Here is a 14,721-nt window from a genome sequence, read left to right as displayed (position 1 = left end):
AATTTAAAAAAACTTCCTCCTTCCTCCTTCCTCCCTTTCTCCTTCCTCCCTCTCCTCCCTATTCCTTATTACTATCCACCGCGATCCGCTCGTCCCTGTTCACCAACTCCCAAGCCGTGTGAAAAACCAGTTTAACGATCGCAGTTTGCTTTTCAAACAAGATCTTTTCAACATCGTCGCCGGGCTTGTGGTAATCCTCGTGCACTCCTGTAAAATAGAAAATCACAGGTATGCCGACCTTCGCGAAGTTGTAATGATCGGAACGGTAGTAGAAACGGTTCGGATCTTTGGGGTCGTTGAAAGTGTAGTCCAGCTTGAAGTTCACATATTTCTTATTCGCCTCTTCGCTAATCTCGTGCAGCTTCGAAGAAAGCTTGTCGGACCCGATCAGATACACATAATTGTGATCGTTTTTATGTGCTTCATCCACGCGGCCGATCATATCTATATTCAAATCAGCAATCGTGTTTTTAAGCGGGAACAAAGGATTTTCAGAATAATATTCAGAACCAAAAAGACCTTTTTCTTCACCCGTTACATTCAAGAACAAAATACTTCTCCTCGGACCTTTTCCCTCTGCTTTCGCCTTACTGAATGCTTCCGCAATTTCTAGCAGCGACACGGTTCCCGATCCGTCATCGTCGGCGCCATTATTTATTTCTCCGTTTGGTGAAATACCGATATGGTCCAAATGCGCACTGATAACAAGCACTTCTTCTTTTTTATCAGAACCCTCCATAAAAGCAGCTACGTTTTCCGTCTCGATCGTTTCGCTTGTCCGCTCCGCTTTTACAGCTACCTGCCCGGTTGGATTTTTGGTCAAAGGTTTGCCCGATTTGTCAATAGCCGCTTTATTTTTTGCCAGCTTGGCCACCGACGTATTCAGGATTTGGGCAGCTACATCCTGCGATACACCCACCGCCGCAATGTTGTTAGGGTTTTCCTGAACAGGTTTTAATGTAGGCGCATTGAACCTGCGCGCCATCACAGCCCGCTGCCGAATTTCCTTGTCGAGATCATCGCCGGTCTTATCCGTAATAATAAAAACATATTTCGCTCCCTTCTCGTGTGCCGCTTTTACTTTACTCTGCCAGCCCACAGCCGCGCCCCATTTGCTTTTCTCAGCAGTTCCGCTGATCAGGCATTTCCCGTCGGCAGCTTTCGGCTCGCCTTCGAAAACGATAACTGATTTACCCTTCACGTCCAGATCTTTGTAATCTGAATATGCCTGATCATCAATACCATAACCAGCCAAAACTACCTCGGAGGAAGACTCTTCGGGGGCTAGTAATATCCCGTTCAGGTAAAAATCCTTATTAAACTCGAATTTCTTATCACCCGCCTTTACATACACTTCGCCCCAGCTTCTTTTGTGCAGGGTATATTTTTGTAAAAAGCTTTTTGTTCCGTCAGCGTCGGTTGCGCCTGGCTGCAAGCCGAACTGCTTGTAGTATTTGGAAACATATTCGGCTGCCTTTTTCTGTCCCGGCGAGCCTGTATCCCGACCTTCCAGACTATCGGAAGCGATAATTACCAGGTGTTTTTTAAGATCATCCTTGTTGATGCTTTCTGCGTATTTGGAAGCATCATCCTGTGCATTCGCTATTGTTGCAGCGGAAAGCAATATTCCGGCGAGCAAATTCTTATTCATGTATCTGTTTGTTGTTATGTCAATCTTTACAAAGTAAACAAACCTGCCGGCGAAAGCAAAATCGAGACAATCGTGGCGCTGTCACCAACTGTCGAAGGAAAATCTTAAATTTGAGTCTCATTCACACATTATAATTCTATGCCTGAAATAAGCCGCTTTCTCGGAATAGTTATCAGAATGTTTTTCGACGATCACAATCCGCCCCACTTTCACGCAGAATTTCAGGAATTCAAAGCGATTATTTCAATCAAGAATGCTGAGCCGCTTGAAGGTTATCTTCCGCCGAAACAGCTTAAATTGGTACAAGCCTGGGCAATTATTCATGAAGTAGAATTGTTAGAGAATTTTGTGACGCTTGGTGAGGATCACAAATCGTGGAACAAGATTAACCCACTTCAATAAAATGCTGTACTACATTCAAAAGATCGTTGCCGTCAAAGATTACACAGTCAGCTGCCTGTTCAATACGGGTGAATTGCGTGTAGTTGATCTTGAAAAAGTTATTGAAAAGTATCGGAAGATCAACGATGGTCTCATAAGTCAGCTTGCCGATCCAGACTATTTCAAATCTGTCAAACTCGATTCTTATGGAACATTAATCTGGGAAAATGGTGTCGATTTTGATCCGGACAATCTTTACAAAATGTCAGAAGCCGAGATTGCATCATTCTGACTCCCTTTTCTTAATTTGCACTTCTCACAGTATAAAGCCTCCTTTTTAGCTATTAACAATAATTTAATTGTAAAATACTGCTATTCAGCAGAAAACTCGTACATTTGCACCTTATTTTGACAATACTTCAGTCAAACAAGCATAGCGGGGCCTGGTAATTCTATCCAACTATCCAATTTCAGGTTTCGTAAACAATTGATCTATAAAACAATGCAAGCCATTCGTAACATCGCAATCATTGCGCACGTTGACCACGGTAAAACCACATTGGTTGACAAAATCATCCACGCTTCAAAGCTCTTCAGGGACAATCAGGAATTCGACGACCTTATTCTTGACAACAACGACCTGGAACGTGAGCGTGGAATTACAATTACTTCGAAAAACGTATCTGTTCGTTACAAAGACTATAAAATCAACGTAATCGATACCCCAGGTCACGCCGACTTTGGTGGTGAAGTGGAGCGTGTACTTAAAATGGCGGATGGCGTATTGTTGCTGGTCGATGCTTTCGAAGGCCCGATGCCACAGACCCGTTTCGTACTGGGAAAAGCGATCGATTTGGGTTTGAAGCCAATCGTCGTTGTTAATAAAGTAGATAAAGAAAACTGCCGCCCGGAAGAAGTTCAGGAAAATGTATTTGACCTGATGTTCAACCTGGGTGCTACGGAAGATCAGCTTGACTTTGTTACAGTTTACGGTTCGTCAAAACAAGGCTGGATGGGCCCGGATTGGCAACACCCTACTGATAATATTACCTATTTGCTGGATACGATCATCGAATCCATTCCTGCGCCGGTTATCGACGAAGGTACGCTGCAAATGCAAATCACTTCACTTGACTACAATGCATTCGTTGGCCGGATCGCAATTGGTCGTGTGAAACGCGGTACTATCAAAGAAGGATCGACATTGTCACTTTGCAAAGCAGACGGTGTGATCAAAAAAGTGAAAGTAAAAGAACTTCAAACTTTTGAAGGACTTGGTCGGGTGAAAGTGGCCGAAGTTACAGCAGGTGATATTTGTGCAGTAACTGGTATTGAAGATTTCGAAATTGGCGACACACTTGCTGATCTTGAAAATCCTGAGCCAATCGCTCGTATTGCAGTGGATGAACCAACAATGAATATGTTGTTCACCATCAATAACTCTCCATTCTTCGGTAAAGAAGGCAAGTTTGTAACATCACGCCACCTTCGTGACCGTTTGATGAAAGAAACTGAGAAGAACCTTGCATTGCGCGTTGAGCCAACAGATACAGAAGATAAATTCCTTGTATTCGGTCGTGGTATCCTTCACTTGTCGGTATTGATCGAAACAATGCGTCGCGAAGGCTACGAATTGCAATTGGGTCAGCCTCAGGTTCTTTTCAAAGAAGATGAAAAAGGCGAACGTCTTGAACCAATCGAAACTTTGGTAGTAGATGTTCCTGAATCAACTGCTGGTAAAGTAATCGAATTGGCAACGCAGCGTAAAGGTGAATTGCTTGTTATGGAGCCAAAAGGCGATTTGCAGCACCTTGAATTCCTGATTCCGTCAAGAGGTTTGATCGGACTTCGTTCGAACGTTCTGACTTCAACTCAGGGTGAAGCAGTTATGACGCACCGTTTCAAAGAGTTCGGTACATTCCGCGGACCAATCCCAGGACGTATCAGTGGTTCTATCATTTCGAAAAATACAGGACCAGCTACTGGATATACCATTGATAAATTGCAGGATCGCGGCCGCTTCTTCGTAGAGCCGGGTGATGAAATTTACGGTGGACAAGTTATCGGCGAGCACAACCGCCCGAACGATATCGTGGTAAACCTTCAGGAAGCGAAAAAATTGACCAACATGCGTGCTTCTGGTACTGATGACGGTTTGAGAATCGCTCCGAAAATCAATTTCTCACTTGAAGAATCTATGGAGTACATCCAGAAAGATGAATATCTTGAAGTGACTCCGCAAAGCATCCGTATGCGGAAGATCTATCTGGAAGAAAACGATCGCAAACGTAATTCCGGCAAAATGGAAATGGCTTAGGACATTTCTGAAAGTCACAATAGCAAATAGGGAGCGCGAAAGTGCTCCCTATTTCATTTAGCGCCAGCTTACAACCGCTCTTTCTCCTCATCCGACGCATTGTTGTTGTGCCTTCTCTTCCGAGCAAAAGTATCTTTACCAAAACGGTAAGTAAATGCAGCTCCGATCCGCTGGGTGTCCGTGGTAGTAGTTTGAAAATATTCTGATTGGATCAAGCTGATTGACCTGTTGTGGTAAACCCACGAATGGAAAATATCTTCAAACGAAAGTCGGATGCTGGCTTTTCCGCCCAGTAGCTTTTTCTGAATGGACGCATTCACGCGGTACATTCCACTTGTGACAGTCTGCCCGGTAAAATCACGGCTCGCGTAATAGCCGCCTAGTTCTGCACTTACACTCTTGCTCAACGTAAAATAATTATTTACTTCCAGCCGTGCGATATTACTTTTGAAATCAAGATCTTCCGTAAGTACTTTCCCTTTCAGTCCGATTCTCGATAGTCTCAACGTTGTATTTGTATACCACCATTTCGTCAGTGAAGCAGATACACTGGTATTCAGCAGTACCATAAAGCCTCCTGCGATATTATCGGGCCGGTTTATGAAAATTGTATCGACTGTTTGTGTAGTGGGGAAAATAGTATTGCTGAATTTGTTATAGCTCAATCCCATATTCAGCCACTGTTTCCGCTGGTATTTTAGTTCAGCGCGGGTTTGGTATTGCGGGTTCAAATCCGGGTTACCAGAGCTGTATGTATATTGATCCCTTTGGAAAAGAAATGGATTGAGCAGCTGATAATTGGGGCGGCTGATTCTTCTTACTGTCATTAACCCAAAAGTGTTATCCCCTTTTCCATCAGGTTTGAAACTAATGTAAGCACTTGGAAATACGCCTGTATAATGCTTTTTAAATGAGGAGCCTGCAACCAACTCATTACCAAGCTGATTCCCTTCAATATTTGTATTCTCAACTCTCAAACCAAATTGCAACCCGATTTTCTTCCAGGATTTCTGCGCATTTAGATAAGCCGCATTGATATTCTCATTGTATTTAAAATGATTTGATTGAGCATTATCGATCGTTTCAAGACCATTTTCACGATCATAGAAATCAAACACATTATCTGTTTTTATCAGACTCGATTTAAAACCCGCATCCAGCCGTGCCTTGTTTTTGAATGGATGCACATAGTCTGCTTTCACTGTATAAATATTAATATCAGCCGGAATCAGGTACACAAATTCTTCTTTTTGGATCAGACTATTATCAGGCTTAAAAGCCAGGTTTTGTAATAATTGCCTTCCATTATTTGCATAGTGAAGGTAATTTGCGTCGACTGAAAGCTCCTTTCCAGCTGTATTAAACTTGTGCAGCATATTGAAATTCAGCGCAGTATTATCCCGTTTGTCCCCGCCCGAAGTTCCGCCTTTCCCTAAAACCGCCAGCTCGTGCATTGCGTTGTAGTTCCTGCTTTCGTATTCCAGTGTTCCGTCTCTTTTTGTTTTGTTTAAATTCAATATCAAACCAAATGTCGTTTTCGGAGTAGCAGCTAAATCAAAACCGATATTGGCATTGATACTTCTATTTTTGTAGACCTGATCATTAGTAAGATCGACTCTCGACAGCAGCGCAGCATTTTCATTGTAAAATCTTCTGTCAAAAACATCAGTACTGTAATTCCTTTCAAATCCATAACCCAGATTCGCAAACACATTGAGTTTCTTATAATTGTAATTCAGGTTCAACGCATCATTGGTCCGCGCATATTTACCCTGACTAAATCCCGCCGAAAAACTTCCCGTAAAACCGCCGATCCTGTTCTTTTTCAAACGAATATCAATCACAGCATTTCCAGCCGCATCGTATTTTGCAGAAGGATTATCAATTAGCTCAATTTTATCCAGCAACCCGCCAGGAAGCGATTTTAAGTAAGCCGCCAGATCGGTGCCTGACATATAGGTACTTCTTCCGTCAATGAGCACCAGTACTCCACTCTTCCCGTTCAGACTTATTTCTCCATTATTGTTCACAGAAACACCCGGCGTTTTTTCCAAAACCTCCATAGTATTGCTCGTCGCGCTGCTGATCATCGATTCAACATTCACGATTGTGCGATCAATTTCCTGCTCGATTAGCGGCTTTTTAGCTTTTACAGTAACTTCTTTCAACTCTAAATTTTTGGCAGGAAGCAAAATGATAACTGGCAATACAATGGACCGATGCGCACTGTCGAGTTTCAGTGGCGAGCTGATAAATCTTTTCTGACCTACCGCGGATATATCCAGCATGTACGTCCCGCTGTCCAATGCACTAACTTGGAATTTCCCATTGATATCTGTGATCTCACCTTTTACAAAAATCGAATCCGGCATTTTCACGACCCGCACAGTTACGCCGGGCAAAACATCATTGCCTATACCTTTTACAGTTCCGGAAATTGAATGCACAGGCAACTGGGCAAGTAGCCGGTTGGCAAAAAGTAAAATGATTAAAAAAGTGCTTATCGTTTTCATGGCTCATCTATTGGAAGTGATTTGATGAGCCAAATATTCGAAGCTTGTCCGGCTGCGGGAAATAATAGTGTCGTAACTTCCCAAATCACTGACGGACTCGATTCACAGCAGGTCGAAATGATCTGAAAGCTAAATCCCGACTTCTGTCACGGTTTTTAGCCAATCCGACAGCAAGATTGCATAGTTGTGATCCTGACAAACACCTTTGCAATCTCACAAACCGGTAAATGGAAATGGAAAAGCAAACGGATATCTGGACAAAAACGGGGTTTAGCACCCGGGATAAATACATCTTCCTATCTGCATGCGCGGCTGGCCCGATCTGGGTGGCAATGGATTTTTTTGCCAATGCAATGAACTTGCACGGTGACGAAGCAATTGCAACTGCACTTACTGCCTTTTTGTTCGCAGGCGTTTTCACCGGCAGGTACCTCGCAGAACTGACAATTATAAAGTTCAAGGAGCTAAAAATAACTGCACTTTTTATTGCATCCATCCTAGCTATCAGCTGCTTGGGTATCATAATACCAATGGCGTTCCCCCCAGATGGTCCACGAGGATTTGAACTTGTTCTTGGCTGGATGCTATTCATGAATGCCAGCGTGATGCTTGGTATGCTCATCAAACTGGTACGGGAAATCGGCAAAAATGAGCTTAATGTAGCCCGAAGTGAGGCGGCGCATAGTAAAAGTGAACTGCATCTGCTGCAGTCGCAACTAAGCCCCCACTTTTTATTCAATACATTGAATAACCTCTACGGACTATCCATTACGCAACACGAAAAAATCCCTCCGCTACTTTTGAAACTCGCAGATTTGCTTCGTTATTCGGTTTACGATTCCGGAGAAATGTTCGTTCCGCTCAAAGATGAGCTGGCATATATTGAAAACTACATTGATTTCGAAAAAATCAGGATTGGAGAACGGCTGGAACTGGTTACTGACATTGAGAAAGTTACCGACAGTCAAATTCAAATAGCGCCTATGTTGTTGATCGTGTTTATTGAAAATGCCTTTAAACATTCCAAAAACACGCCCGACGAGAAAATTTACATTGACATTTCTATCAAAACCTGGAACGGATTGGTATTGTTTGCAGTCAAAAACTCACGCGGACCTGCGACAGAAGAAGCCAAGATTTTCGATAAAAACAGCGGTTTCGGACTACCCAATGTTAAAAAGCGGCTTGAACTGCTTTATCCTAATGCACACGAGCTGACCATCAAAGAGGAGGCGCAATCCTACGAGGTTGTGCTGAGGTTAAATGCGCTATGATATGCAAAAGATAAATTGTCTCATTGTCGACGACGAGCCCATTGCGCGGGATATTCTCGCAACCTACTGCGCGCATTTCCCCTACCTGAATGTAGTAGGCGCGGTTACAAATGCATTGGAAATAAAGCCCGTTTTGTTTGAGCAAAAGGTTGATATCCTGTTTCTGGACATCAATATGCCGGTAATGGACGGAGTTACCTTTCTGAAAACACTTAAAAATCCACCTCAGGTAATTTTCACAACCGCCTATCGCGAATACGCGCTCGACGCTTTTGAACTTTCTGCCTGTGACTACTTATTAAAACCGTTTTCACTCGAACGTTTTGTTGTAGCAGTCGACAAGGCAATGGAGCGCTTGCAGGTAGCCGGCAGTCCCGCAGCAGAAACAACCGTACCCAAAAAAGATGATTTCATTTTTATCAAAACAGACGGAAGGATTTATAAGATACTCTTCTCGGACCTCCTGTATGCAGAGGCAAATGGCAATTACACCAAAATAATACTGGCGAACAGCACCTTGCTACCCGCCATGACCTTCTCGAACTTCGAGGAAATGCTGCCCGGTACTACCTTCGTCCGCATTCATCGATCGTTTATTGTCAACAAATCCAAAATCAACCACATCGAGGGAAACCGTATTTTCCTGAACACCATTGAACTTCCAATCGGTACAAATTACCGCGATAACCTGCTGAAAGAGCTCGGGCTGACTTTCTGAGGAGCATTGCATTTTTCAAAAAAATAATCTTTGGGTGGTCGGTTTTGATCATTTTATTTTTTCATAGAATGTATCTATCATATTTTGGCAAAGTGCAGGAAACCAAATATTCATTCAGCCAATTCATGTTGTTTAAAACAATCTACTTCTACCATTTTATTGTAGTATTCCAAGATATTTTGAGTTTTTGTTATTATAAAAACAAATGCCGTAAGTTTGTAAGGTCTAATACACATTATTCATTAACATTCTTTATTTCAACAAGTTAGAAAATGTCATACATAGAACCGGCTCCCATTAAGGATAAGGAAAATCCGCTGGAGTCAATGATGCAGAGATTCGATAAAGCCGTAGAAATTCTCGGAATTTCCGAAGAAATGTACCACATATTAAAAGTACCGCGTAAGCAGGTAATTGTTGGCTTGCCCGTTATGATGGACTCCGGCCAGATCCGGACATTCGAAGGTTACCGCGTAATCCACTCCACCATTTTAGGTCCCAGCAAAGGAGGTATCCGCTTTGATCCTGATGTAAATCTGGACGAAGTTCGCGCGCTTGCCGCGTGGATGACGTGGAAATGTGCGGTAGTTGATATTCCTTATGGTGGCGCAAAAGGCGGGGTCGCATGTAACCCGCGTGAGATGTCGGCCGGAGAAATCGAACGTTTGATGCGTGCTTATACCACTGCATTGCTCGACGTTTTCGGGCCCGATCAGGACATTCCAGCACCCGATATGGGAACGGGCCCGCGCGAAATGGCGTGGCTGATGGACGAATACTCTAAATCGAAAGGGATGACGGTGCCTGCGGTAGTAACCGGAAAACCGCTGGTACTGGGCGGCTCGCTGGGCCGGACAGAGGCTACCGGCCGGGGTGTGATGGTTTCGGCGCTGGCTGGTATGGAAAAATTGCGGATCAACCCGTACCGTGCTACTGCAGCAGTGCAGGGTTTTGGTAATGTAGGCTCACACGCCGCCACGCTCCTCCGCGACCGCGGCGTGGCAATTCACGCGATCAGTGATATTTCCGGCGCATATTATAATGACAAGGGAATCGACATTGCAGCCGCAGTAGCTTACCGCGACGCGAATAAAGGTTCTCTGGAGGGTTTCAGCGGCGCAGAGCTCATCCCAGGAGACGATCTGCTGACATTGCCTGTTGACGTACTGGTGCCGGCAGCGAAGGAAGACGTGATCACTCGCAAAAACGTATCCGGCATTCAGGCGAAAATGATCGTAGAAGGTGCAAACGGACCTACTTCTTCCAAAGCAGACGATATTATTAATGAAAAGGGCATTATGGTAGTCCCTGATATCCTGGCCAATGCAGGCGGCGTCACGGTTTCCTATTTCGAGTGGGTACAAAACCGGATCGGCTACAAATGGACCCTGGAAAGGATCAACCGCCGCACCGACCGGATTATGAAAGATTCATTCGATAAAGTATACGAAGTTTCCCAAAAACACAAAGTATCCCTCCGCATCGCCGCCTACATCGTAGCTATCGACAAGGTATCGAGTACTTATAAGTTTAGGGGAGGGTTTTGATTTTCGGAATTGTCATTGGTGGTTATTATTAGTCACTTGTGGTCATTGATTGTCATTTGTAGTCATTGATTGTCATTTGAAGTCATTGATTGTCATTGATTGTCATTTCTGGTCATTACTAGTCAGGAATTGTTAAAAGTATTGGCCCTTAGCTACACCTGATAACAAGTACTACAAATGACTCTAAATGACAATTAATGACCACCAATGACAATTAATGACCACGAATGACTATTAATGCCCACAAGTGACCACCAATGACCCAAACCGCCCCACCACATTACCCAAACATTAACAAATCCCGCCTAGCCGGTTAATTGCGCCTTAATAAGTGGCATAAATGTTAACTTTATGGGAATAATGTTCTTGTTATGTCGCTGAGTCCTCGATTTATTGCATTTATACTTGCATTCCTGATTTCCCTTATCACCAGCAGTTTTCTAGCGTTTGTCGAGGGGGTGTCAAAAGGAATGCTTTTCGTGGTTTCTATTGCCGCGTTTATCTCCTCCTTTTTTCTTGTTTTGTATACGGTCGATATTCTGGTTTTCCGGGAGGTGAACAAGATGTACCGTACCATTCACAAGCTCAAAATGCGGGATTTTAATCTTGCTCCACGCAAAAAGCTGATCCAGGAATCCAATCCGTTGAAGACGATCAATGACGAGATATTTGTGTATGTTACTAAAAAACAGAAGGAGATTGATGAGCTGAAAAAGCTCGAATTATTCAGGCGGGAATTTCTTGCCGATGTATCTCACGAGTTTAAAACGCCCATTTTCGCCGCCCAGGGATTTATCCACACCTTGCTCGACGGCGCGATGGATGATGAAAAAGTACGCGAGCGCTTTTTGCGGAAAGCAGCCAATAATTTGGATAGTCTCGATGTACTCGTAAAAGATCTGCTCGTTTTGTCCCAGATGGAAACGGGGGATATTAAAATGAATATGGCCGCGGTCGATATGCGGCTGATGGCGCTGAATATCTTCGGCAGACTTGAAAATATCGCAAAATCCCGAAATGTTACATTAAAAGTAAAGCCTGACGAACTTACAGAAGTGTGGGTTAAAGCCGACGCCGACCGAATGGAGCAGGTAATGCTCAACCTGATCGAAAATGCGATTAAGTACGGAAATGAGGGCGGCAAGGTGACTGTGCAGTTCAGTGAGGGTAAAAAATACATGGAAGTGGCTGTGCGGGATACCGGGCCGGGCATTCCACACGAACATTTGAACCGTATATTTGAGCGTTTCTACCGGGTCGATAAAAGCAGGAGCAAAGATATCGGCGGTACCGGCCTCGGCCTGGCGATTGTAAAGCACATTCTAAATGCGCACGACACCAAGATCGCCGTGATGTCAAAGCCGGATAAGGGGACCACATTTTCTTTCAAACTTGAAAAAGCGTTTACCAGCGCCCATTCGGAACAAAGTGAAGAAGATTTTGTAACGCAAGTGAATTCTTAAGCATTTTAAAACCTATAAAACCACCATCCATGTTTGTACATAATGTCTTTTTTTGGTTAAAAGAGAAGGATAATGCAGAAGCGCGCGAGCAGCTACTGGCCGGAATTAAATCCCTCGAAGCCATTGAATCCATTGAATCAGTTTACATAGGTACCCCGGCAGCAACGCGCCGCCCGGTAATCGACGCCACTTATGATTTTGCTGAAATCCTCGTTTTTGCAGATGAAGCAGCGCACGATGTATACCAGGTTCACCCACTTCACAAGAAGTTTGTCGACGAGAATGCACACCTCTGGGAAAAGGTGCTGATCTACGATGTAGAAGCATAATTCACTTGCTAATATTTGTTAACAAGTTATCCACACTACCACTGTGGATAACCTGTTAACAAGTCCACACGAACCGAATTTACAGTGTATTAACCTGCACTTACAAGTTTCTACACTGTGGATAACTTATCCGACAACACGTTTGCCAGGTGCCTGATGGCACTATTCCCACGGCGGGATCGTTTTATAAGAAGCACAAAACGAACGAAACCATGAGAGCAAACAGAGTCATGTTGTCGGTAATTATAACGATTATCGCAGCAATCAGCATTTCATCCTGTACATACCGTGCGTCATACAACCCTGGCTATGATTATGGTTACAGGCACGGGCATCGGTATTATTACCGCGCCCCGGCTCCTCCGCCGCGGGTAGTGGTTGCGAAGCCGCATCGCCGGGTGATTCATGCGGACCGCTACAGACCAAGCCGTCAAAATGATAAAGTATACAGACGTCAGTATAATCGGGGCAACCATTACGGTCATGGAAACAGGTCCAGGGTACCGAGATGACGTAAACATTTTAAGCTTTAATTAAATAGGCCCAAAGGCGGAGTCAACTTCTCGCTTTCGGCCTGTTATTTTTTTATGCATATACTCAATATACTTGAATCAAATTCTAACCTGTATCCCGATAAGCTGGCTTACGGCTTTTTAGGTAAGGATGGTGAGTTAACCGAGCAAATACTTTACAGCAAACTAAGTCAGCAGGTAAACGCGATCTCGGCCGGGCTATCCACACGATATAAGCCGGGCGCACGCTTGCTGATTTTACTTCCGGCAGAAGCCGCCTTTATTCGCTTCTTTCTGGCTTCACTGCAAGCAAAGCTTATTGCCGTACCTTGCCCTGTTGGCTACTCGGAATCTGGTATTCAGCGCATCCTCAATATTATTCGCGATTGTGCAGCATCAGCGATCATCACCAACAGGAAGACATTTAGAATGCTTTTTCAAAGGCAAAATGATGCCGTAAAAGCATTACAGGATTACACTATCAATTGGTTGTTTACAGACGAAGTATCTTTTGATCCCACGCCTGCCGGCAACTATATTCCAGACATCGATCCGCATCAAACGGCATACCTGCAATATACTTCCGGCTCTACAAGCCTTCCAAAGGGGGTTATGATTAGCCACACTAACCTGGTTGCTAACCTGAGTGCTATCGATAATTGCTTTGGAAGAACGGCAGCTGATGTTTCGGTGACCTGGCTGCCGCATTACCATGATATGGGATTAGTTGACGGGCTTTTATCCCCGTTGTACACAGGAGGAACCGGCATTGTCCTTTCCCCCCTGCTTTTCATTACCAAGCCATTCTTATTTCTTCAAGCTATCAGTAACTACCAGGCCGGGTTTTGTGGCGGGCCGGGTTTCGGACTTGATCATTGTGACGCCAGAATATCAGGTGAACAGCTTGCCACGCTGGATTTAAGCTCTTTGCGGGTATTGTATGTAGGTGCAGAACCGATACGCATATCCAGCCTGGAAAGATTTGCTGAAACCATGAAAGTCACTGGATTCCGGCGCAACAGCCTGGTACCCGCCTACGGACTTGCCGAAGCTACGCTGGCCGTGAGCTTACATTTGAATGGAACACCGATGGTTTATCACAAAACAGCTGATAATTCCAAAGAGGTAGTCGCCTGCGGGCCGCCTGTGGAGCTTACGGAAGTAGTCATCGTTGCGTCAGAAGAGAAGAATGCATTGCCATCGTCCCAAATTGGAGAAATATGGGTGAAAAACGCTGGCGTTGCATTGGGATACTGGAAGAACCCGGAAGCTACGGAAGCTACTTTTCATGCATATACCAGCGATGGCGCGGGACCCTATCTAAGAACGGGAGATTTGGGATTTATGGAAAATGGGCAACTTTACATTACCGGGCGTACCAAGGAACTGATTATCATTCGGGGAGTAAATTACTATCCGCAGGATATTGAGGAAGTTGTTAGTGAATGCCACACGAATGTTCAGCCAAATGCAGCTGCTGCCTTCTCCGTCAATACCGAACTCGGCGAGTCGCTTGTGATTGTAACAGAAGTAAAACGTATAGTGCAACCAGGAGAAGATATGGATCAGATAAAGAATACTGTCGCACACAGTGTCGGACTTGCATTCGGATTGATCCCGTATAAGATCCTACTGATTCCGACGGGCAAGCTCCCTAGGACTTCCAGCGGAAAAATTCAAAGGCTTCATGCCAAAGAAATATTTGGTAGTTTTGACCAAAACCTCGAATTACTATCATGAATAAAACGTTTACCGAAATTTCCGGATGGATTATCCACAATATTGCCCTCCATGCCGAAATGGATCCCGCGCAGGTATTACCGGATGCAAATATCGCCAATTTCCGGCTGGACTCACTTGTTTTGGTTAACATCACGGCCGACTTAGAAGAGTGGTTGGGAATGGAGCTCAGCCCGTCCATCTTCTGGGAAATGGGAACGATCGCTGCTACAACCCAGTGGATATTAGAGAATCAAGAAGTTTAGCATATATTGCTGCTTTTTAAATACTTACTCA

The 14,721-nt window shown here is 44.3% G+C and carries 12 protein-coding genes; 10 read left to right on the top strand and 2 right to left on the bottom strand.

Annotated features, from left to right (window positions below):
* Positions 1 to 58 precede the first annotated feature (58 nt).
* Positions 59 to 1,651 carry a M28 family peptidase gene (locus KOD92_RS22865; RefSeq protein ID WP_215235938.1) on the bottom strand — a complete coding sequence of 531 codons (1,593 nt, stop codon included), beginning with the start codon at positions 1,649 to 1,651 and terminating at the stop codon, positions 59 to 61.
* 138 nt (positions 1,652 to 1,789) lie between these two features.
* Between KOD92_RS22865 and KOD92_RS22860 the strand changes: the two genes are divergently transcribed.
* The 3 genes from KOD92_RS22860 (at position 1,790) to typA (ending at position 4,349) form a co-directional block, all read left to right on the top strand.
* Complete coding sequence (locus tag KOD92_RS22860) at positions 1,790 to 2,053, top strand: DUF4160 domain-containing protein (protein ID WP_215235937.1); 264 nt, start codon at positions 1,790 to 1,792, stop codon at positions 2,051 to 2,053.
* 1 nt (position 2,054) lies between these two features.
* Complete coding sequence (locus tag KOD92_RS22855; protein WP_215235936.1) at positions 2,055 to 2,324, top strand: DUF2442 domain-containing protein; 270 nt, start codon at positions 2,055 to 2,057, stop codon at positions 2,322 to 2,324.
* Positions 2,325 to 2,534: 210 nt separating this feature from the next.
* Positions 2,535 to 4,349 (top strand): translational GTPase TypA, encoded by a 1,815-nt coding sequence (typA, locus tag KOD92_RS22850; protein WP_215235935.1) that lies wholly within the window; start codon positions 2,535 to 2,537, stop codon positions 4,347 to 4,349.
* A 68-nt stretch (positions 4,350 to 4,417) separates the two neighbouring features.
* On the opposite strand, the gene KOD92_RS22845 is transcribed toward typA, so the two are convergent.
* Complete coding sequence (locus KOD92_RS22845; protein ID WP_215235934.1) at positions 4,418 to 6,862, bottom strand: outer membrane beta-barrel protein; 2,445 nt, start codon at positions 6,860 to 6,862, stop codon at positions 4,418 to 4,420.
* 233 nt (positions 6,863 to 7,095) lie between these two features.
* Here KOD92_RS22845 and KOD92_RS22840 point away from each other — a divergent pair, with 233 nt between their 5' ends.
* The 7 genes from KOD92_RS22840 (at position 7,096) to KOD92_RS22810 (ending at position 14,690) form a co-directional block, all read left to right on the top strand.
* A complete protein-coding gene (locus tag KOD92_RS22840) occupies positions 7,096 to 8,136 on the top strand; it encodes a sensor histidine kinase (RefSeq protein ID WP_215235933.1) in 1,041 nt (346 codons plus the stop codon).
* Between the two features lies 1 nt (position 8,137).
* On the top strand, positions 8,138 to 8,854 hold the full coding sequence (locus KOD92_RS22835; protein ID WP_215235932.1) for a LytR/AlgR family response regulator transcription factor: 717 nt from the start codon (positions 8,138 to 8,140) through the stop codon (positions 8,852 to 8,854).
* A gap of 272 nt (positions 8,855 to 9,126) precedes the next feature.
* Positions 9,127 to 10,401, top strand: a complete 1,275-nt coding sequence (locus KOD92_RS22830; protein WP_215235931.1) for a Glu/Leu/Phe/Val family dehydrogenase — start codon at positions 9,127 to 9,129, stop codon at positions 10,399 to 10,401.
* A 371-nt stretch (positions 10,402 to 10,772) separates the two neighbouring features.
* Positions 10,773 to 11,864, top strand: coding sequence for a sensor histidine kinase (locus KOD92_RS22825; RefSeq protein WP_215235930.1), 1,092 nt, complete (start codon positions 10,773 to 10,775; stop codon positions 11,862 to 11,864).
* 29 nt (positions 11,865 to 11,893) lie between these two features.
* A complete protein-coding gene (locus tag KOD92_RS22820) occupies positions 11,894 to 12,193 on the top strand; it encodes a Dabb family protein (RefSeq protein WP_215235929.1) in 300 nt (99 codons plus the stop codon).
* Between the two features lie 587 nt (positions 12,194 to 12,780).
* The gene (locus KOD92_RS22815) at positions 12,781 to 14,445 is read left to right on the top strand and encodes a fatty acyl-AMP ligase (protein WP_215235928.1); all 1,665 of its coding nucleotides are present in this window, start codon (positions 12,781 to 12,783) and stop codon (positions 14,443 to 14,445) included.
* On the top strand, positions 14,442 to 14,690 hold the full coding sequence (locus KOD92_RS22810; RefSeq protein ID WP_215235927.1) for an acyl carrier protein: 249 nt from the start codon (positions 14,442 to 14,444) through the stop codon (positions 14,688 to 14,690). The genes KOD92_RS22815 and KOD92_RS22810 overlap by 4 nt, the downstream gene beginning before the upstream one ends.
* Positions 14,691 to 14,721: the final 31 nt, after the last annotated feature.

It is taken from the genome of Dyadobacter linearis (genome assembly GCF_907165045.1).
Classification (GTDB): Bacteria; Bacteroidota; Bacteroidia; order Cytophagales; family Spirosomataceae; genus Dyadobacter; species Dyadobacter linearis.
This window is presented reverse-complemented; position numbering and strand designations above follow the sequence as displayed.